Raw genomic sequence first — 18,966 nt, 5'->3', positions numbered from 1 at the left:
GTTTGGGATCGTTGGGGCATGCGGGATTTGCCCGACGATCTTATCACGCGGCCACGCCGCTTTTTACACGCAGCGCCGCGCGGACTTCGGGTTCGGCGAGGACATCGTCGAGCGTTTTTTCAAGGCGCTCGAACAGCAGGTCGAACTCGGATGCGGTGTAGCTGAGCGCCGGCGCGAAGCCCAGGATGTTGTCGCCGAATGCACGAAATACGAGGCGGTTCTTGTAGGCCGCCGCCGCGATCCGGTCCGGCAATTTTAGCGATGCATCGAAGCCCTGTTTGGTGTTTTTGTCGGCGACGAGTTCGAGCGCGCCCAGCAAACCGCGATGGCGCGAATCGCCCACGAGCGGATGCGCGAGCAATGCATCGAGCCCCTGCGCAAAACGGGGCCCGTTCGCCAAACCGTTCGCGAGCAATCCGCCTTCGTGATACAGGCGCATGACTTCCAGTCCGATCGCCGCGCTTACCGGATGCGCCGAATACGTGTGGCCATGACCGACGCTTGCGACCGGATCGCCATCGGCGATGCCCTGGTATACGGCATCGGACATCAGGACGGCACCCATCGGCGCGTAACCGGACGTCAGCCCCTTCGCGACGGTCATCAGATCCGGTTCGACGTTTTCGGCTTCGCACGCGAACAGCGGGCCCGTGCGGCCGAAGCCGGTGATGACCTCATCGGCGACGAACAAAATGTCCAGCTTGCGGCACGTCTCGCGCATCGCCTTGAGCCAGCCGGCTGGCGGCACGATCACACCGCCCGATCCCTGGATCGGTTCGCAGAAAAATGCGGCGACGTTTTCCGCGCCCAAGGCGGCCACTTTCGCTTCGAGCGCAGCGACGGACGCGGCGATCAGCGCGGCGTCATCAGGGAACGTATTCCGGTACGCATAGGGCGATGGGATGTGATGCTGGTTCGGCAGCGGCACATCGAAGTTGCGATGGAAAACCGGCAGCGCGGTCAATCCCGATCCGACCGCCGACGACCCGTGATATCCGCGTTCCAGCGCGATGATGTGCTTTTTTGTCGGCCGTCCCGTGGCATTGAAGTAATGGGTGATAAAGCGCAGCGCGGAGTCGACCGCGTCCGAGCCGCCGAGCGTAAAGTACACGTGCTGCAGTGACGCGGGGGAGAGGGCCACGAGCTTCTCGGCAAGTTCGATTGCCGGCGCGCTGCCGAAGTGGAAATAGCCGGTGGCGTAGGGCAGGCGCGCCATCTGTTCGGCCGCGACCTTGACGATGCTCTGCTGTCCGTACCCCACGTTCACGCACCAAAGGCCTGAGAAGGCGTCGAGCAACTCGTTGCCGTTAGCGTCACGCAGGAAGGCGCCATCCGCCGATTCGAGCACGGTGACGCCACGCGCTTCATGCGCACGATAGTTGATGACCGGATGAATGAGATGCTTGCGGTCGGCTTCGATGAGCGATTGGATCGACATGGGATTTTCTCGTGGCGAATGTGGGATTGAGGTGCCTGTTCAATCTCCCATGGTATTGAAAACCCCAATTTTTTCGTCGCGCTAATTGTTCCTCAAAAAACGTAAATGCCTTGTTTTGCAGGGCCGCCACGGCATTTTCTGCTGCGCGCGCGGATCGGTTGCGCTGGTTGCGTCCTACGCACTCGAAATACAGTCAGGCAGCTACCGCATCGTCCTTGCGCACGAACGCTTCGAAACCTTCCACGCTCATCGGACGGGAAAAATAGAAGCCCTGATAGGCGTGACATTCAACGCTGGCGAGGAAATCGCGCTGCGCCGCCGTCTCCACGCCCTCGGCAATGACGCCAAGGCCGAGGCTTTGCGCCAGCGCCACGATGGTGCGCGCAATGGCGGCATCGTTCGGATCGACAAGCACGTCTCGCACGAATGATTCGTCGATCTTCAATTGATCGAGCGGCAAGCGTTTCAGGTAAGACAGCGACGAATAGCCGACACCGAAATCATCGAGCGAAAACACCACGCCTTTCGCCTTGAGCGTCCACATCTTCTGGACGATGTCCTGCATGTTGTCCACCAGCAGGCTTTCGGTGAGTTCGAGCTTCAGACGGCTCGGACTGGCGCCTGTCTTGAGAATGACCGCGAGCACCTTGTCCACGAAATCCGGCTGGCGGAACTGCTGTGCACTGACATTGACGGCCATTGTCAGATGCGCCATTTCAGGTTGCTCCATCCAACGCGCCAATTGCACGCATGCAGTCTCCAGCACCCAGTTTCCAAGCGCGAGAATCAAGCCGGTCTCCTCGGCGAGCGGAATGAATTCGGCCGGCGCCACGATACCGTTCTCGGGGTGCTGCCAGCGCACCAGCGCTTCGGCGCCGATGACGCGGTAGTTATCGACAGCGTTATCCATTACGTTATCGGTCACTTGCGCCTGGTAATGCAGCACGAACTGATTGTCCTCGATCGCGCGGCGCAAACCCGCTTCAAGCGCAACGCGCTCGACCACGGCCGTCTGCATGGCGGGATCGAAGAAACACATCGCGTTGCGGCCGCGTTCCTTCGATTTGTACATTGCGAGGTCGGCCTGCTTCAGCAGTTCGTCAATTACTGTCTGATGTCCCGTGAACACCGTCGCCCCGATGCTCGCCGTGCTGCGGTATTCGACATCGTCGAGATGGTACGGTTTGCCGAGAATGGCGAGAATGCGCTCGCCGACGATCTCCGTCTGATTCGCCGCTTCCTGCGGGTTGGCATGCAGGCTTCCGAGCACCACGACAAACTCGTCGCCGCCCACGCGCGCGACGGTATCGCTGCGGCCGACGCTCGCGGCAAGCCGTCCCGCCGCTTGCTGCAGGAGCACGTCGCCCTTGTCGTGGCCCAGGGTATCGTTAAGCGTCTTGAAGTGATCCAGGTCGATAAAAAGCAGCGCCCCGCAGGTCTTCTTTTGCGCGCTGAGCGCAATGGCTTGCGTCAGGCGATCGATCAGCAGCGTGCGGTTGGGCAGGCGTGTGAGGGCATCGAAGAAAGCGAGTTCGCGAATGCGTTCCTCCGCGATCTTGCGTTCGGTGATGTCGTGATGCGCGCCCACGTAATGGCTCACCACGCCGTCTGCGCCCGTCACGGCCGAGATGCTCAGCCATTTCGGATACACCTCGCCATTCTTGCGGCGATCCCAGATCTCGCCTTGCCATCCGCCCACGCGGTTGATCGATTCCCACATCGCGCGGAAAAAAGCAGCGTCGTGGCGGCCGGACTGAAGCATGCGCGGCGTCTTGCCGACGAGTTCCTCCGCGCTGTAACCCGTGCATTCGATAAACGCCGAATTCACCCTCAGGATCTTGGTGTTGGCGTCCGTGACGATCATGCCTTCCAGCGAATCGAATGCAACCGCGGCAATGCGCAATTCGGACTCGGCCTGCTTGCGCTCGGTGATATCGCGCCCGCTCGTGCGAAAGCCCGTGAAGACGCCTTTGGCGTCGGTGATCGGCACCCATGAAACCGAGAGCCACACAATCGACCCATCCTTTCTCACGCAGCGGAATTCCAGGTCATCGCCACGATGTCCTTGCAGCCCCTTCATGAATTCCGGCGCGACGCGCGGCATGTCTTCGGGATGAATCAGCGTGCCGGCGAAGTCGGGCATCGCCATGCATTCTTCGACGGTATAGCCGGTGTATTGCTTGACCGAAGGATTGATCCAGCGCGGCTTGCCGTCCGGACCCCACCAGACTTCCCAGTTGACGGTGCAATCGGCGATGGCGCGAAACTTCTCTTCGCTTTCCCGCAATTCGCGCGTCATGGTGGACGCGAGCCGCATCGCGCGGCCGTGGCCGGTTACCAGCAGCCACGCGAGCAAGGCCAGGGTGATGCTCAAGCCCGTGCCGGTGATCGCGATAATCCATTGCGCCTTACGCCCGAAGCCAGTCTTGAAGCCGTCCTGCGTGGCGAGCGAGAGAGTCCAGTTGTGGCCCGCGACCACCAGATATTCGCTGGCGGAGATCGTCTCCGCCGGACTTTTCCCGCCACCAACGTCTGCTGAACGGTAGAGCAGGGCCGCAGGCGAGGGTTCGACGCCGTCGTAAATGGCAAGCGACAAGCCGCGCGGCTGCTCGCCGTAGAGGCTTGCGATCACATCGTGCATTCGAAACGATGCATACACCCAGCCCGTCAGGTGCGCGCGGCGTTGGGTGACGTTATCCAGCGACTGGCCGCGCGTATAAACCGGCACATACATGACGAAACCGGGTTGCGCGTCGGGACCGTCGTCGACCGCCAACCTCAGCTTGCCCGACATCACTGCCATGCCGGAGTCGCGCGCCTTTTCCATGGCAAGGCGGCGCACCGGATCGGTCCAGCCGTCGAAGCCGAGGGGCGCGCGGCGGTTCGCACCAACATTCGGTTCGCGCTGGATGACCGGTGCGTAATGATCACGCGTGCCCGGGGGCTGGATACCGTAGTGGCTGAATCCTTCCATGATCATGGCCGCGACATGCGCGTCCTTCTGCGCCGCCGGTACCCACTTGATGATGCCTATTGCCTGAATGCCAGAGAAATTTGCATCGAGATTGAGCGCACTGACATAGTCCCGCACGTGGTCCCGGTCGGCATTTCCGACGGCGGCAAAGAGACCCTGCACGCCGTGCAGCATTTGCTCGTAAGTGGCCATGCGCTGTTCGACGCGGCTCACCGCGTCACCCAGCGAGAAGTCGAACTGGGACAGCAACTCGCGCCTTGAAGCCTGTTGTTCGTGATCCCACACGACCCAGGTGACGCTCAGGGCGGCGAAGAGCACGAGTAGCGGAATCAATAGCGGGATCAGCCGATATATCAACCGCGGCGTCAGGCCGGCACGAGCCCGGCGGCGCGTCCGGTTCATTGCGGCGCCTTGAAATCGACCATCGCCTGAGCCAGATCGGGTTTGAAATATTTACGGAAGATGCGCAGCACGGTGCCATCCGCGCGCATCTCGTTCACAAGTGCGCGCCACTTTGCCTGCTCCCCGGGCGAGAGCGCTTTCTTCGACATGATCAAACCATGCGGAACGGGGGGATCGTTGAATTCGATAACCGTGGTGACGTCGCGAATCCGCTTTTCTTCGAGCGCGGGATAATCGAAGGGCTCCATGATCATGCCCTGGATGCGGCGGTTGATCAGCGCTTCATATAGAGGTTCGAGGCCGCCGGCCTGACTGACACGATTCTGGGCGGCGAGTGTATCGACGAGTTTATTGGCGGAATCGCTATAGCGAAAGCTCCGGATCACGCCTAACTGGAATTGATCGCTGCGCTCGAAATCCGCCAGCCGGCGCATGCCGGAATCCTTTCGGACGAGGAGATAATATTTATCGGTGAAATACCACGCAAACGATGCAAACTGATTGCGCTCGGCATTCGTAATGCCTGACAAGCTGAAATCGAGTGCGCCCGATTCAATCAATTGCCAGATGCGCGCACGCGACATCAGGCTGACGGTAACCTTGCAGCCGCTGCGGCGAATGAGTTCGTCGGCGAAGTCTTTATCGATACCGGTGTCGGTATCGGCGGAATAGAGCAGGCCGTGATCGTGCAATGCGAGTGTAAATGGCCGCGAGCAGTCGGGACCCGCCGCGACTGCATGGCTCATTGGCGCGCTTAGCAATGTGACCAAGCAGCAAAGCATGAGCAGCAACCCGCCAAGACCATTTCTGATCACTGTGTCTCCGTGGTGGATGAGGTTAACTAGGAGCACGCCGGCTCAATGGGCCTGTACTTCTTTGTTTAGCGAATTGACTTAAGTGTTCGTTTAGTAGATTTGCCGACAGGATGACACATCGGGCACGCGAGAGTTTATTCGCAAATTGATGGCACTAACGTTTGACGCCACGCAGTTTAATTAATTATTTATTCTAAGCGGGCTTAATGAGCCAGTGTTGCCCGACTGGGGCTTTTGATCTGCGGTCGTATGAGAAGCCGCGCAAAAGGCGCGGGCATGAGCGCCCGCGCCGTATCAGCGTTATTCGCTGGTGGTCCATTCCACGTTCGCACCCACCGACCGCAGGTTTTCGACAAAACGCGGATGCGCGCGCCGTATCGGCAAGGCGTTGGTGATTTCCGAGCGTCCTTCGATACTTGCGGCAACCATCAGCAGCGCGATCGCCACGCGAATGATGTAAGGGCTTTCGACCTTGGCCGGCGTAAGCGTAAGGCCGCCAAACGTGATCAGACGATGCGGGTCCGACAAGAACACATGCGCGCCGAACTTCGACAGTTCGCCGGACCAGCCCATGGCGCCGTCGTAGACCTTGTTCCAGAACATGGCGCTGCCTTCCGCTTTCACGCCAAGCGCAATGAAAATTGGCAGCAGGTCGACCGGAAGATACGGCCACGGCGCTGCCTCGACCTTCGTCAGGATGTTCTGCGTGAACGGCCGGCGCACGCGCAATGGACCATCGCGAACGGTGCGCGACCAGCCGTTGCTGTGCTCCACGTGCACGCCGAACTTCGCGAAGGTCCGGTCGATCAGCGGAAACTGTTCCGGCGCCGTATTCTTCACCACGATGTCACCACCCGTGATCGCGCCCAGCGCGAGGAACGTCGCGATTTCATGGAAATCTTCGCTGAAGCGGAATTCGCCGCCGCCCAGTTTCTTGCCGCCGGTCACGGTGATGCGCGAGGTTCCGATTCCCTCGATCGCCACGCCGAGCATTGCGAGAAAACGGCAGAACTCCTGCACGTGCGGCTCCGACGCCGCGTTCACAAGCGACGACGTGCCATTCGCGGATGCTGCGCACAGCACGAAGTTTTCGGTCGTCGTCACCGACGCGTAGTCGAACCAGTGATGATTCGCGGTCATCTGCGACTCGGCGCGAACGATCAGCGAATCCGTCGTGCGCTCGATGCGGGCGCCGAAGCGCTCGAAGACTTCAACGTGCGGGTCGATCTCGCGCACGCCCAGCGTGCAGCCTTTTACGTCGTTTTCCAGCCGCGCCACGCCGAAGCGCGCGAGCAGCGGCGGCACCAGCATGATCGATGAACGCATCTCTTCCGGCAGCCGGTGTTCAACAGGATCAAACCGGGTGGCGTGATGGTGAAGTTGCAGAACGCCGGTCGCGAAATCCATGGATACGCTGCTGCCGAGCATGCGAAAAATATCGAGGATCTTCTTGACGTCGGTAATCTCAGGAACACCGACGAGCCGCAATGGCTGGTCGGTCAGAAGGGTGGCGCAAAGAATGGGCAGGACGGCGTTCTTGTTGGCGGAAGGGGTGATTTCACCGCGCAGTGGAAGGCCGCCGTGGACGATCAGATTGGACATGTATGGGTGCCGGGCGTTGGAGAGCAAGGCGCATATGATGCCACCGCGTGTAACGTTTGCCTTCACCGCACAGTCAATTTTGATGTCGATGTCTGCGCAACACGACATCAAAAGGGCACTTTTAGGAATCCGTACCCGGCCCCTATTTTTCCTCGGCCGCGGCTCGCGCTTTTTCGTCGAGCAGCGTGTCGATGCGTTCGCGGTTTGCATCGCCCCACGCGCATAGCGGCATGAGTGCACGGGCGAGCGTCATCCCGAATTCCGTCATCTGGTAATCGACCCTCGGCGGAATCTCGCCGTAGTCGCGCCGCATGATTACGCCGTCTTCCGCAAGTTCGCGCACTTGCTGGATCAACACCTTCTCGCTGATGCCCGCGACCAGGCGCTTGAGCTCGCCAAAGCGCCGTGGGCCGCCGTTCAGATGAAACAGCACGATTGGCTTCCACTTTCCACCAATGACCGATAACGCGACCTCGAGTCCACAACTGAACGAACGGGGTTCCATGGATTTTTCCTTAGCACATACCTTTAGGTAGGTACTAGCATAACAGAATGTACCCGCCCATAATGAATTCTCTAACTCGCTTAAGGAGATTCCAGATGGGCAAGCTCATAGGAAAAGTTGCGGTCATCACGGGTGCAAACAGCGGTATTGGCCTGGCTACCGCCAAGCGTTTCGCCGAGGAAGGCGCACGCGTGTTCATGAGCGGCCGGCGCCAGCAGGAACTCGACGCAGCGGTCGCGGAAGTGGGCGCAAACGCGCGCGGGGTTCAAGGCGATGTGTCGAAACTCAATGACATCGACCGGCTTTTTGAGGTTGTCAAAAACGAAGCGGGAAGTATCGACATTCTCTTCGCCAACGCAGGCGGCGGCGAATTTGCGGCGCTTGGCGAGATCACGGAAGAACACTTCGACAAGACCTTCGATACCAACGTCAAAGGAACGCTTTTTACCGTGCAAAAGGCGTTGCCGCTGCTGAAAGACGGCAGTTCGATCATCCTCACGGGATCGACGACCGAGGTGACCGGAGGGGCATCGTTCAGCGTTTATAGCGCGACCAAGGCTGCGATCCGCAACTTCGCGCGAAGCTGGATTCTGGACCTTGCGCCGCGCAAGATCCGCGTCAATGTGCTGGTTCCCGGCGCGACATCTACGCCCGGCTGGCATGGCCTTGCGACCACTCAGGAAGCCAGCGACGAGATGATCAAATACGTGCAGTCGGCCACGCCGCTCGGACGTCTGGCCAAGCCTGAAGAAACGGCAAACGCGGCGCTTTTCCTCGCCTCCGATGAAAGCAGCTTCGTGACGGGCAGCGAGCTTTTCGTCGATGGCGGCTCGGCGCAGATTTGACGCGAAACGATCGCAAAGGACCACGATGAAGGTATCATATTGCTGTATATGCATACAGTGATCATGAGCGATCCGACATCCTCTCAACAAGCGGATTTTCAGCGCCGGTTTTACTACTTGCTAAATTTCGAGCGCGCGCTTGAATGGCTCGCGGATCGTTACGACGATCTTTGGGCGGAAGACGAGCGCGTTTTCCTGCGCGAATTTCCGGTTCTGCCGTTGGCATCACGGGCGTTGCTGGTTCGCATGCTGATGCGCGTGGGCCCGTATTTCCGTGCAAGCAAACTGCTCTACGACGAAATCGGCTGTCCGCTCGAAGCACTGGCGCCGCTCAGCACGCTCGGCTGGGTGAACATGAATCCGCCACTCACCCTCGATGAAATCTTCAGCCTTCATACCAAGCCCGAGCTCAAGAAGATTTTCTCGCTGACCCCGTCTCTGGCGGCGGCACGAAAGTCCGAACTGCATGATTCGCTGTTGCCGGCGTATCCCGAGGCGCGGGTTTATCGGGAATGGCATCCCGGCGCGTCTGACGTTGTCATGTGCTTGAACATAACCGCCCTGTGCGAGCGCTTGAGGCTCATGTTCTTCGGCAACTTGCGGCAAAGCTGGGCGGAGTTCGTGCTGGCGGACCTTGGAATCGTGCGGTATGAGCGCGTCTTGCTCGAACGGTCGTCGCGCGCGTTCCAAAGCCGCGCGGATATCGATGTATTTCTGGCAGTGCATGCGTATCGCGACATGCTTGATACCATCGACGATCTGACGTCCATCGAAACCATGATTCCCGAGATCGAAGCGTTGCCGTGCGATCACGGATGGCTCAATCAACGGCGGCAGAAGTTGCTGTATCGCGTGGGGCAGTATTGCGAGCGGTTGCGTCATTGGGATATGGCGCTTGCCGCGTACAGTGTCTGCGCGTTTCCGGGCGCGCGGCACAGGCGCATGCGGGCGCTGGAACAAGCCGGTCTTTACAACGATGCCTACGCTCTGGCGCTTCAGGCGCGCAGCAATCCTGAGAGCGAGGAGGAATCCCAACGCGTCGCGCGGATGTTGCCGCGCCTTAAACGCAAGCTCGGGCTTCCCGTCGAGGCCGTGGGCAGGACGCGCGCGGTTGAACGTATCGATGTCGTCCTGCCCATGCCGGCCGAACCGGCATCGGTCGAAATGATTGTTCGCGATGCGCTCAGTGAGCCCGGTGCGGGCGTGCATTACGTTGAGAACACGCTGATCAATTCGCTCTTCGGGCTGCTTTGCTGGGACGCGATTTTCATGCCGTTGCCGGGCGCGTTTTTTCATCCGTTCCAGCGCGGTCCCGCCGATCTCCATTCGCCTGGCTTCCATGCCGCCCGGCGCGATGCGTTCGACCAATGTCTGTCCCTGCTCGATAGCGCGCAGCACGAGCACGTGATTCGGTTGGCGTTTGTATCGAAGGCGGGAGTTCAATCACCATTCGTTCACTGGGGAATGCTGACGAGCGAACTGCTGGAACAGGCGCTCCTGTGCCTGCCCGCCGCGCATATGAAGTTATGGTTCCGCAGGCTTTTGCAGGACATTGGCGCGAACCGCTCGGGCTTTCCGGACCTGATCCGTTTCTGGCCGGAACAGAAGCGCTACGAAATGATCGAGGTGAAAGGTCCGGGCGACCGCCTGCAGGACAACCAGGCGCGCTGGCTTGCGTACTGCGCCGCGCATGACATGCCGGTGCGGGTCGTGCATGTGAAATGGGCGGAGACGCTGAGAAGTAAGGTCGTTTGACGGTTGTCAATTGACCCAGGAATGTATGTGGACTAATAGACATAGTCCACTGCCCTCGCATCCATTAAGGATTTCCCTAATGCAAGAGCAGGATTTCCCTAGTAGTTTTCGAGGGTTTCCCGATTTCGCCACGGTTAATCGCGCTCTACGATCATGACACCCATGACTTCGTTCTCCGCGTGATGATGAGTGCCGATCTATTCAACCATAGGACCGCGTCGGAACAGATCGAAGGCATTTGTCTGCGTTTGTTCGATACCTGGTGCGAAACCAGGAACCTGACCCCGCTGGCATTTCTCATGCATTGCTGGCCGCTGATTACCGTCGAGACATCGTCGCTCAAACATCTCTCCGATACCCTGGGCGAATTGCGCAGATCGCATGGCGCCGCTGTCGGAGATAATGAAGCCGGTCTGCTTCTGGAACTGGAAGAACGCATAGAAGAGATGCGGCTTCACGCAACGGGTGGTCGTGACGATCGAATTGAACGCATCTGGGCAAGCTCCAAAGTCGAGCAGCTATGCCGCTTGAATTGAAGCGTGCAGATTATAAATAATTAAGTACTCAGTACATTTTCGCTAGCCTTGAATCGCTTCGTTAGCGGCTTTTCCTCGCACTCCTCATGTTAGACCCGCGCTATTGGAGAGCGCAAAATACGCCAGTCGAGAACTCAGGCGGGCCGGGAAATATGACGCTCAATACGTTTGGCGGACTGTGGGATTCGGTCGATCGCCACCGCAGCAGTGTCGTGTTGCGGCTGCTCGCAACCGTTTTTCTCTTCAGTTGCATGGTGACGTTGACACTCACCGCGCTGCAGCTTTATCGCGACTATGACCGGGGCATGGCATTGATCGAAAGCAGGCTCGCGGAGATTAACGAGAGTTATCGCGGAAGCCTGGGCGAAGCGTTATGGCGCCTGGACCGTCCGCAACTCGAACTGCAACTGGACGGCATTCTTCACTTGCCCGATATCCGCATTGCCGAAGTCACCGAAATCATCGCGAGCGATACATCCATGGTTGTCGCCGCCGGCGAACGCACGCTGGGTCCGGTGATCGTGCGCAGCTTTCCCGTGGTGTATCGCATTCAAGGCCACGAGGAAATGATCGGCACCCTGAAAGTGGAGGCAACGCTCGCGAACCTGTATCGGGAATTGTATAAAACCGCGCTCGTCATCTTGTTGAGCCAGGCCGCGAACACGTTCCTTGTCTCGCTCTTCACGTTCTACATATTTTCGCGTCTCGTGACGCGGCATCTGGCGGCAGTGGCGCGCCGCGTCGAGCGCTATGACTTCCGGCAAGCGCCGCAAGCGTTCGCGCTGCAACGCAAACCCCCGCGTCATCCGGACGAACTCGAGCGCGTGGTGGCGTCGTTCGATGCCATGTCGGCGCGGCTTTATCGTGCGTATATCGATGAACGTGAAGCCGCCGAAGGCCGCGAAGCGCGGCACGCGGCGGAAGCGGCGAATCGCGCGAAGTCCGAGTTCATTGCCAACATGAGCCATGAATTACGCACGCCGCTCAACGGCATTCTGGGCTACGCGCAGGTGCTGAGCCGCGATCCTAGCCTGAACGAGCGCCAGCGCGACGGACTCGGCGTGATCCAGCGCAGCGGCGAACATTTACTGGCGTTGATCAATGACGTCCTGGACATCGCGAGGATCGAAGCGGGGAAGGTGCCGTTCGATATTGTCGCCGTGCCGCTTGCCGGTTTGCTGAACGACATCCGCGAGATCATCGGCGTGAAGGCCGAACAGAAAGACCTCGTGTTCGTCTGCAACGCCGCGCGGGATACACCCGAAGCCGTACGTGCCGATGAACGGCGCCTGCGCCAGGTGTTGCTCAATCTTCTCGCGAACGCAGTGAAGTTCACGGACCACGGCAGCGTGAGTTTGCGCGTGGCGACGCTCGTGGATGGCCGCGTGCGATTCACGGTCGAGGATACGGGCATTGGCATCGGCGAAGCGCAACGCGAACTGATCTTCGAGCCCTTCGAGCAAACTGGCGACGAACAAAGGCAACGCGGCGGCGCGGGGCTTGGCCTCGGCATCAGCCGGCAACTCATGCGCGCGATGGGCAGCGAGATTTTTGTCGAGAGCCGCAAAGGCGAGGGCAGCACGTTCTGGTTCGAACTCGATGCAGCCACGCCGGATTTGGCTGTTGCGCACCCGGTGACGGTGCCCGCGCAGTTGATCACGGGCTACGCGGGCGCACGCAGAACGGTGCTCGTGATCGACGATGCACCGACCAACCGCGCGGTGGCGGCCGCGATGCTGGCGCACATCGGCTTCGTGATGCACGAAGCCGAGAGCGGCGCGGAGGCGGTCGAGATCGCCCGGCGGACAACACCGGAGCTCGTTCTCACCGATGTCGTCATGGGCGGCATGGACGGACTCCAGACCATTCATCGACTGCGTCTCATGCCGGGATTGAGCGAGGTCCCGGTCATCGCGATGTCGGCCAGTCCATCCGGCGGCGACGAACAGCGCAGTCTTGCCGCGGGCGCGAATGCGTTTGTCGTCAAGCCGCTTCATCTCGATACGCTGCTGCAAAAGATTGCGTCGGTGATGCCGATTGAATGGATCTACGCGCCCGTGCCAATCATCGAGGCCGCCGAAACCATTAGTCCGCCAATGCCGTATCTGCCATTGCCGCTTGATGAGCTTGAAACGCTGCATCGGCTGGCGCGTCAGGGAAACATGCGTGAAATCGTGATGTGGGCCGAGCGCATCGCGCATCTCGATGCACGTTACGGCGCGTTCGCAGCGGAGTTGCGCGCGCTGGCGAAGGGTTATCGGACAAAGGCTATCGTGCAAATCGTGGAACAGCATCTTGAGGGGAGGCACGCGTCATGAGCGAGATTGCAACGGTTGCAGTCGAGGCGCCGGCGGTCCTGATCGTGGACGACATGCCCGCGAACCTGAGCGTCATGGTCGAGAGCCTGGAGGACCAGGGGTATCGCGTGCTGGTTGCGCTGGACGGGCTGGAAGCGCTGGAGCGCGCTGCATTCTCGCGGCCCGACCTGATCCTGCTCGACGTGAAAATGCCCGGTATCGATGGTTATGAAACCTGCCGGCGCCTCAAGGCGAACAGCGATACGAACGACATCCCCGTGATCTTCATGACATCCATGTCCGCCGCCGCCGACGTTGTCGAAGGGCTCGCCGCGGGCGGCGTGGATTACGTCACGAAACCCATTCGCGTGGATGAAGTGGTTGCACGCATTGGCACGCATCTGTCGCTGCGCACGCTGCAGCGGCAGCTCGTCACGCGCAACCTGCAATTGCAGCATGAGATAGCGGTGCGTGAGGAAACCGAGCGCAAGCTGTGCGAGGCACGCGATGAACTCGAGGCACGTGTCGCTCAACGCACCGACGAACTCGCGCGCGCCAATGCGAGCCTGAATCTCGAGATCATCGAGCGCAAAGGGGTCGAGGCGCGCCTCAAGGAGAGCGAGGCGCGCTTTCGCGCGATCGTTGAAACGAGTCCGGTGCCGCTGTGTATCACTTCCATGCCGGAAGGCAGGATTCTCTACATGAACCAGCCGCTGCGAGAACTCTTCGCGCTTGATGCCGAGCAGGCAACCGGCAACATCATCGACTTTTATGGGGCGCCAAACGAGCGTGATCCGGTCGTGTTCAAATTGCGCAGCGAAGGCAATCTGCATAACACCGAGCTGCGCTTCAGACGGCCCGACGGCACCTCGTTCTGGGCCGTGGCAAATGCACGCGTTGCGACCTACGACGACGTTCCCGCCATTTACGTGGGCCTTTACGACATCACCGCGCGCAAGGCTGCCGACGAGAAACTGCGCGCGAGCGAGGCGAGTCTTGCAAATGCGCAGCGCCTCGCGCGCCTTGGCGATTGGGCGTGGGACAGCGCGCGAGGTCTCACGCACTGGTCGTCGGAGATTTACCGAATCCTGGGCGTTGCCTGCTCGCAGGTGAAACCTCGTTACAGCGCTTATCTCGCAGCGGTTCATCGCGAGGACCATGCCGCTGTCAGACGCGCGGTGCGCGTGCTGGTATGCAAGAGGCAGCCGTTTGGTATCGATCACCGCATTGTCGGGCCCGACGGCTCGACACGGATCGTGCGGCTGCAGGCGGAACATGTGGAGGGGCGCGACGGCGGCCCGTGGGGTATCGTCGGGACGGTGCAGGATATTACCGAGCGCAAGCGGACCGAGGAAGAACTGCTCGCGTCACGCGAGCGCTTGCGTGAACTGTCGGCGTATCTGGAAGCGATTCGCGAGGAGGAAAGACGGCGCATTGCAATGGAGATCCATGACGAACTTGGGCAGGTGCTGACCGCGCTGAAAATGGATGTCGCGTTGCTGAAGATGCGCCTTGTCGGCGACGCAGGCACAAAGCCGAACACCGACCCGGAAGCCACGCGAAAGATCGACGATATTCGCGAACTGGTCGAGAAGACCATCTGGATGGTGCGCAATGTCGCGAGTCATCTGCGGCCTGCCGCGTTGAATTTCGGCGTTGTGTCCGCGCTCGAATGGCTCGCCGAGGACTTCGCGCGGCGCAATGGCATGCCGTGCCAGCTCGTCGTGCGCGGCGGCGAACCCGTGCTTGCCGATGCGTTCTCCACCGCCGTGTTTCGCATTGTCCAGGAATCGCTGACGAACGTATCACGGCATGCGGGCGCTTCCCGCGTGACCGTCACGCTGGTAAGCAGCGACGTCGCGCTCGATCTGCGCGTGAGCGACGACGGCAAGGGTTTCGACGCCGATTCCGCGCAAGGCGGTTATTCATACGGCCTGCTTGGCATGAGCGAGCGCGCGAGGCTGATTGGCGGGACGTTGCAAATAGACAGCGCTCCTGGCGCGGGAACCATGGTATCGATTCATCTACCGCTCGACGGCGGACGGGAACAATGATCAGTATTTTTATAGCCGATGACCACGCAATCGTACGAAGCGGACTCAAGCAGATCGTCGCGACCACGACCGATATCCAGGTGGTCGGCGAAGCGGCGCACGGCGCCGACGTGGTGGACAAGCTGCGTGCCTGTCACGTCGACCTGCTGATGCTCGACATGACCATGCCAGGCATCAGCGGTGTGGACCTGATCCGGCGCGTGCGCGCCGAACAGCCTGCACTGCCCATTCTCGTGCTGAGCATCCACAACGAAGGGCAGGTCGTTTCGCGCGCGTTGCGTGCGGGCGCAACGGGTTATGTCACGAAGGACAGCGACCTGGAGGTTTTGCTCGCGGCCATTCGCAAACTCGCGGCGGGCGGACGGTTTATCGATCCAAAGCTCGTGGATGCGATTGTCTTCGATGCCCCGTCCAACGATGGTCCGCCGCACGAAATCCTGTCGGATCGCGAATTCCAGGTGTTGCGGTTGCTCGCGGCAGGCAGCAGCATCAACGATATTGCCGATGCGTTGTCGCTTAGCGCCAAGACGATCAGCACACACAAGATGCGGCTCATGCAAAAGCTTGGCCTTAACAATAATTCGGAAATGATCCGATACGCGGTGAGGCACGGACTGGTAACAGAATAGCGATCGACTTGATCTGTCAGGAAATCCTGATAGCAGAATCAGGAATCGCCTAAGGGAAAATCCGCTTCCGCCGACTGGCAAATCGAGGCGCAGTGGTTAACATGAAGCTGTATGAAACGATGCGCGCGCATGATGCGCGTTTCAGCGATAAATCCCTGTTTCGTTCACAGCGTTCGCCCGGACGAGGTTGCGGAGATCTTATGGCCGACCAATCTGTAGTGGCTGAAGAGTTGATGCTCGTTGATCTGAAGGAGTGGATAAGCCTCTGGTACGAACGAGCGGTGGCGGCGAGTTTCATACGGCCGCCATTCCGGCTCGACGATCCGACCGCTGAGCGTTTGCAAGGATATTTTGAAGTGGGCCTGAGTCCCGACGATGCCGTCATGGCATTTTTCGGCGTCATGCATTGAGCGTGCGCGAGGCCTGCCGCTTGACCGTCTCTCAGTTCTAGCCCATCCCCTCGGAAGCTAGAATTTTAAGCGCCATGTTCGCATGGCGCTTTTTTTTTGCTCGTCTGCGTTGAATTTCTAAAGCGGCGAAAGCATTCAAAATACAATCAAATTCCTAACGTTGGCATAATTTTAAATTACTGAATCGTAATAAATATAATCGCGTGGCTCGCAGGATTTGCGAATGCTTGATTAAAGGCCCTAAGCGTTCTTAGGGTATGCGCGTTAGCCGTTTTATTGAAGCTATTATCCAGTCTTTCGAAATATGACAAGCCGAAATATATCGGCTTGAGCCGCGTTCGAGCCCTCTGCGCCTCACGCGGTCAAACAAAACCTCCTCCCCACATCGAATGCCGTTCCACGGCAGCCGTTGTCGTGTCTTCTCGAAACGCATGGTGTTCGTGGTAACTGCGGCTCGGCTGTTCCAGTTGCATTTGCGTCGCTTTATCGTCTTCAACCCTACGAACCTTTCCATGTCTATCAAGAAGAAAGCTTGCCGCGCGCTTGTCATTGCCACCTCGCTTGCCGGCACGCGCCCTTTGCTCGCGCAAGAAACGCCATCCGTGCCGCCGGCTCCCGCAGCCACGTTGCCCGCAATCAACATCAACGCACAAACGGATCGCACGACGTACGACACGAGCCGCTCCAGGACCGCCACCAAAACCAGCACGTCGCTCATGGATGTGCCGCAGACCGTTACCGTCGTGCCGCGTGCGCTTATCGAAGAACAGAACGCCACGTCGATCCAGGAGGCGTTGCGCAATGTGCCGGGGGTAGGCTTCTCAGTCGGCGACGGGCAGCGTGACCAGGTCACCATTCGTGGTTTCAACAGCATCACTGACCAGTATGTCGATGGCATTCGCGACGACTCGCTGTACTACCGCGACCTGTCCAACGTGCAGAGCGTTGAGGTATTGAAAGGACCCGCCGCGGTGCTGTACGGACGCGGATCGGCCGGCGGGCTGATCAACCGGACGTTGAAGAAGCCCGAGGCCGATCCACAGCAGGAAGTCGGCGTGTCGCTTGGAACGGAGGGTGAACGTCGCGGTGAGTTCGACATCGGATTGAATGCCAACGACGCAGCGCGTTTCCGCATCACGGGTGCCGACGAGAACTCCAACAGCTTTCGCGATCAGTTCCAGTTGAACCGCCAGGCCGTGGCGCCATCCGCTCAATTCAAGATCGATGCCGACACCACGCTGAATCTCGAAGCCGATTACCTGCATGACCGGCGCACGTCGGACCAGGGGTTGCCCGCCTACCTTGGGCGGCCGGTCGACGTGCCGCACAACACCTACTACGGCTCGGCGAACGCGGCCAACACGTCCTATAACGACATTACGGTGGAGAGCGCGACGGCGTCGCTGGATCATCGATTCAACGACTCGCTCTCGTTCCATGCAGCCGTGCGCGCGTATGACTTCTCGCTCGAGCGCAAGAATTACGTCAACTACGAACCGATCAAGACGGCCGCGAATCCGGTGGTGACGCTCGACGAGTCAACGCGGTTTCGCAACGATCATGGCGTCGACGGCATGTTCGAACTGACGCAAAAAGCGACGCTGTTCGGCATGAAGAACGAAGTCTTGTATGGCCTTGAATTATCGCAACAGCAAAAGTTCGACACCATCTATACGAACAAGAACGTCGCGACCTACAACCTCTTCAGCCCGCAACAAATCGATCTTCCCGGCATCAAACCCGGCACGCTCGCGACGACCAATGGCTCTACGGTGATCGGCATTGCCGGGCTTTATGCGCAGGACCTGATTTCGCTGACCGAACACTGGAAGGTGCTTGCAGGTTTGCGCTTTGACTATATCGACCAGACGCGTCGCGACTATACGGCGGCGGGCGTGAACCTCGCGCGCACGGATCGCGCATGGAGCCCGCGCGTTGGCCTCATGTACGAGCCGCTCGAATGGGTGACGTTGTACGGCACTTACAGTCAGTCGTTCTCGCCGCTGGCCGATACGCTCATCAGCAACGGCGTGGTCGCCAATGCATCCACGCTCGAGCCGCAGAAGACGACGAGCTTCGAAGTGGGCTCGAAGTTCGACATCGGCGGACACGCGAATGCGAGCATCGCCTTATTCGATATGAAGCAGACCAACCAGCAGATCGCCGATCCGACAAACCCGACGTTCTCGCTGCCTATCGGCACGCAGCATTCGCGTGGCGTGGAGTTGTCGTTTGCCGGCGAGGTCGCGCCGAAGTGGTCCGTGTTTGGCGGCTATACGTATTTGAACGGGAACGTGCAGGGATCGCCCCAGGCAACCGCGGCCGGCATCTCGCTGCACGACAGCACGCCAGGTCTCTCGCCGCGGCACAGCGCGAGCATCTGGATCAAGCGCGATCTGCCTTACGGCTTCTACGTAGCGGGCGGCAGCCAGTTCCAGTCGGCGCGGTTTACGTCGGCGAGCGATCTGGTCACGCTGCCGTCCTTCGTCACGTTCGATCTTGGCGCCGGTTATCACGGTAAGAAGGTCGACGTTACCTTGACGCTCGATAACCTGTTCAATCGCAACTACTTCATCTCCGCGCACGGCAACGCGGATATGAGCAACATGCCGGGCGATCCGCGTACCTTCACGGTGACGGCCCGCTGGCGCATGTAAGCGTTCGAAGCGGCGACTCGAAATAATGCGCCGCCGCTTTTGGCGTG

The 18,966-nt window shown here is 59.7% G+C and carries 13 protein-coding genes; 8 read left to right on the top strand and 5 right to left on the bottom strand.

Annotated elements, in window-relative coordinates:
• Nucleotides 1-43: 43 nt before the first annotated feature.
• From HB633_RS03410 to HB633_RS03390, 5 genes are all read right to left on the bottom strand, one after another.
• Nucleotides 44-1,438 (bottom strand): aspartate aminotransferase family protein, encoded by a 1,395-nt coding sequence (locus HB633_RS03410; protein WP_213776675.1) that lies wholly within the window; start codon nt 1,436-1,438, stop codon nt 44-46.
• 193 nt (nt 1,439-1,631) lie between these two features.
• Complete coding sequence (locus HB633_RS03405) at nt 1,632-4,814, bottom strand: EAL domain-containing protein (protein ID WP_213776674.1); 3,183 nt, start codon at nt 4,812-4,814, stop codon at nt 1,632-1,634.
• Nucleotides 4,811-5,629, bottom strand: a complete 819-nt coding sequence (locus HB633_RS03400; protein ID WP_213776673.1) for a transporter substrate-binding domain-containing protein — start codon at nt 5,627-5,629, stop codon at nt 4,811-4,813. Before HB633_RS03400 ends, HB633_RS03405 begins: the two co-directional genes overlap by 4 nt.
• A 300-nt stretch (nt 5,630-5,929) precedes the next feature.
• Complete coding sequence (locus HB633_RS03395) at nt 5,930-7,231, bottom strand: UDP-N-acetylglucosamine 1-carboxyvinyltransferase (RefSeq protein WP_213776672.1); 1,302 nt, start codon at nt 7,229-7,231, stop codon at nt 5,930-5,932.
• Nucleotides 7,232-7,373: 142 nt separating this feature from the next.
• Nucleotides 7,374-7,736: a helix-turn-helix domain-containing protein gene (locus tag HB633_RS03390; protein WP_213776671.1), complete on the bottom strand. Its 363-nt coding sequence runs from the start codon at nt 7,734-7,736 to the stop codon at nt 7,374-7,376.
• Between the two features lie 95 nt (nt 7,737-7,831).
• Between HB633_RS03390 and HB633_RS03385 the strand changes: the two genes are divergently transcribed.
• The 8 genes from HB633_RS03385 (at nt 7,832) to HB633_RS03350 (ending at nt 18,919) form a co-directional block, all read left to right on the top strand.
• Nucleotides 7,832-8,581, top strand: a complete 750-nt coding sequence (locus HB633_RS03385; RefSeq protein ID WP_213776670.1) for an SDR family oxidoreductase — start codon at nt 7,832-7,834, stop codon at nt 8,579-8,581.
• A 63-nt stretch (nt 8,582-8,644) separates the two neighbouring features.
• Nucleotides 8,645-10,336 carry a VRR-NUC domain-containing protein gene (locus tag HB633_RS03380; protein WP_213776669.1) on the top strand — a complete coding sequence of 564 codons (1,692 nt, stop codon included), beginning with the start codon at nt 8,645-8,647 and terminating at the stop codon, nt 10,334-10,336.
• A 185-nt stretch (nt 10,337-10,521) separates the two neighbouring features.
• Nucleotides 10,522-10,872: a hypothetical protein gene (locus HB633_RS03375; RefSeq protein ID WP_213776668.1), complete on the top strand. Its 351-nt coding sequence runs from the start codon at nt 10,522-10,524 to the stop codon at nt 10,870-10,872.
• A gap of 152 nt (nt 10,873-11,024) precedes the next feature.
• Nucleotides 11,025-13,190: an ATP-binding protein gene (locus HB633_RS03370; RefSeq protein WP_213776667.1), complete on the top strand. Its 2,166-nt coding sequence runs from the start codon at nt 11,025-11,027 to the stop codon at nt 13,188-13,190.
• The gene (locus HB633_RS03365) at nt 13,187-15,223 is read left to right on the top strand and encodes a response regulator (protein WP_213776666.1); all 2,037 of its coding nucleotides are present in this window, start codon (nt 13,187-13,189) and stop codon (nt 15,221-15,223) included. The genes HB633_RS03370 and HB633_RS03365 overlap by 4 nt, the downstream gene beginning before the upstream one ends.
• Nucleotides 15,220-15,852, top strand: a complete 633-nt coding sequence (locus HB633_RS03360; RefSeq protein WP_213776665.1) for a response regulator transcription factor — start codon at nt 15,220-15,222, stop codon at nt 15,850-15,852. The genes HB633_RS03365 and HB633_RS03360 overlap by 4 nt, the downstream gene beginning before the upstream one ends.
• A 200-nt stretch (nt 15,853-16,052) precedes the next feature.
• Nucleotides 16,053-16,262: a hypothetical protein gene (locus tag HB633_RS03355; RefSeq protein WP_213776664.1), complete on the top strand. Its 210-nt coding sequence runs from the start codon at nt 16,053-16,055 to the stop codon at nt 16,260-16,262.
• A gap of 512 nt (nt 16,263-16,774) precedes the next feature.
• The gene (locus HB633_RS03350; protein ID WP_213776663.1) at nt 16,775-18,919 is read left to right on the top strand and encodes a TonB-dependent siderophore receptor; all 2,145 of its coding nucleotides are present in this window, start codon (nt 16,775-16,777) and stop codon (nt 18,917-18,919) included.
• Nucleotides 18,920-18,966 lie beyond the last annotated feature (47 nt).

The organism is Caballeronia sp. dw_276 (assembly GCF_018449635.1).
Taxonomy (GTDB): domain Bacteria; phylum Pseudomonadota; class Gammaproteobacteria; order Burkholderiales; family Burkholderiaceae; genus Caballeronia.
The sequence above is the reverse complement of the archived record's forward strand: the minus strand, read 5'-3'. Positions and strand labels throughout refer to the sequence as shown.

Excerpts from the sequence above, each read along its gene's own strand:
- HB633_RS03370 (WP_213776667.1), top strand. The coding sequence starts at position 11,025 with ATGACGCTCAATACGTTTGGCGGACTGTGGGATTCGGTCGATCGCCAC.
- HB633_RS03365 (WP_213776666.1), top strand. The coding sequence starts at position 13,187 with ATGAGCGAGATTGCAACGGTTGCAGTCGAGGCGCCGGCGGTCCTGATC.
- HB633_RS03410 (WP_213776675.1), bottom strand. The coding sequence starts at position 1,438 with ATGTCGATCCAATCGCTCATCGAAGCCGACCGCAAGCATCTCATTCAT.
- HB633_RS03405 (WP_213776674.1), bottom strand. The coding sequence starts at position 4,814 with ATGAACCGGACGCGCCGCCGGGCTCGTGCCGGCCTGACGCCGCGGTTG.
- HB633_RS03355 (WP_213776664.1), top strand. The coding sequence starts at position 16,053 with ATGGCCGACCAATCTGTAGTGGCTGAAGAGTTGATGCTCGTTGATCTG.
- HB633_RS03375 (WP_213776668.1), top strand. The coding sequence starts at position 10,522 with ATGAGTGCCGATCTATTCAACCATAGGACCGCGTCGGAACAGATCGAA.
- HB633_RS03350 (WP_213776663.1), top strand. The coding sequence starts at position 16,775 with ATGTCTATCAAGAAGAAAGCTTGCCGCGCGCTTGTCATTGCCACCTCG.
- HB633_RS03390 (WP_213776671.1), bottom strand. The coding sequence starts at position 7,736 with ATGGAACCCCGTTCGTTCAGTTGTGGACTCGAGGTCGCGTTATCGGTC.
- HB633_RS03385 (WP_213776670.1), top strand. The coding sequence starts at position 7,832 with ATGGGCAAGCTCATAGGAAAAGTTGCGGTCATCACGGGTGCAAACAGC.
- HB633_RS03380 (WP_213776669.1), top strand. The coding sequence starts at position 8,645 with ATGAGCGATCCGACATCCTCTCAACAAGCGGATTTTCAGCGCCGGTTT.
- HB633_RS03360 (WP_213776665.1), top strand. The coding sequence starts at position 15,220 with ATGATCAGTATTTTTATAGCCGATGACCACGCAATCGTACGAAGCGGA.
- HB633_RS03395 (WP_213776672.1), bottom strand. The coding sequence starts at position 7,231 with ATGTCCAATCTGATCGTCCACGGCGGCCTTCCACTGCGCGGTGAAATC.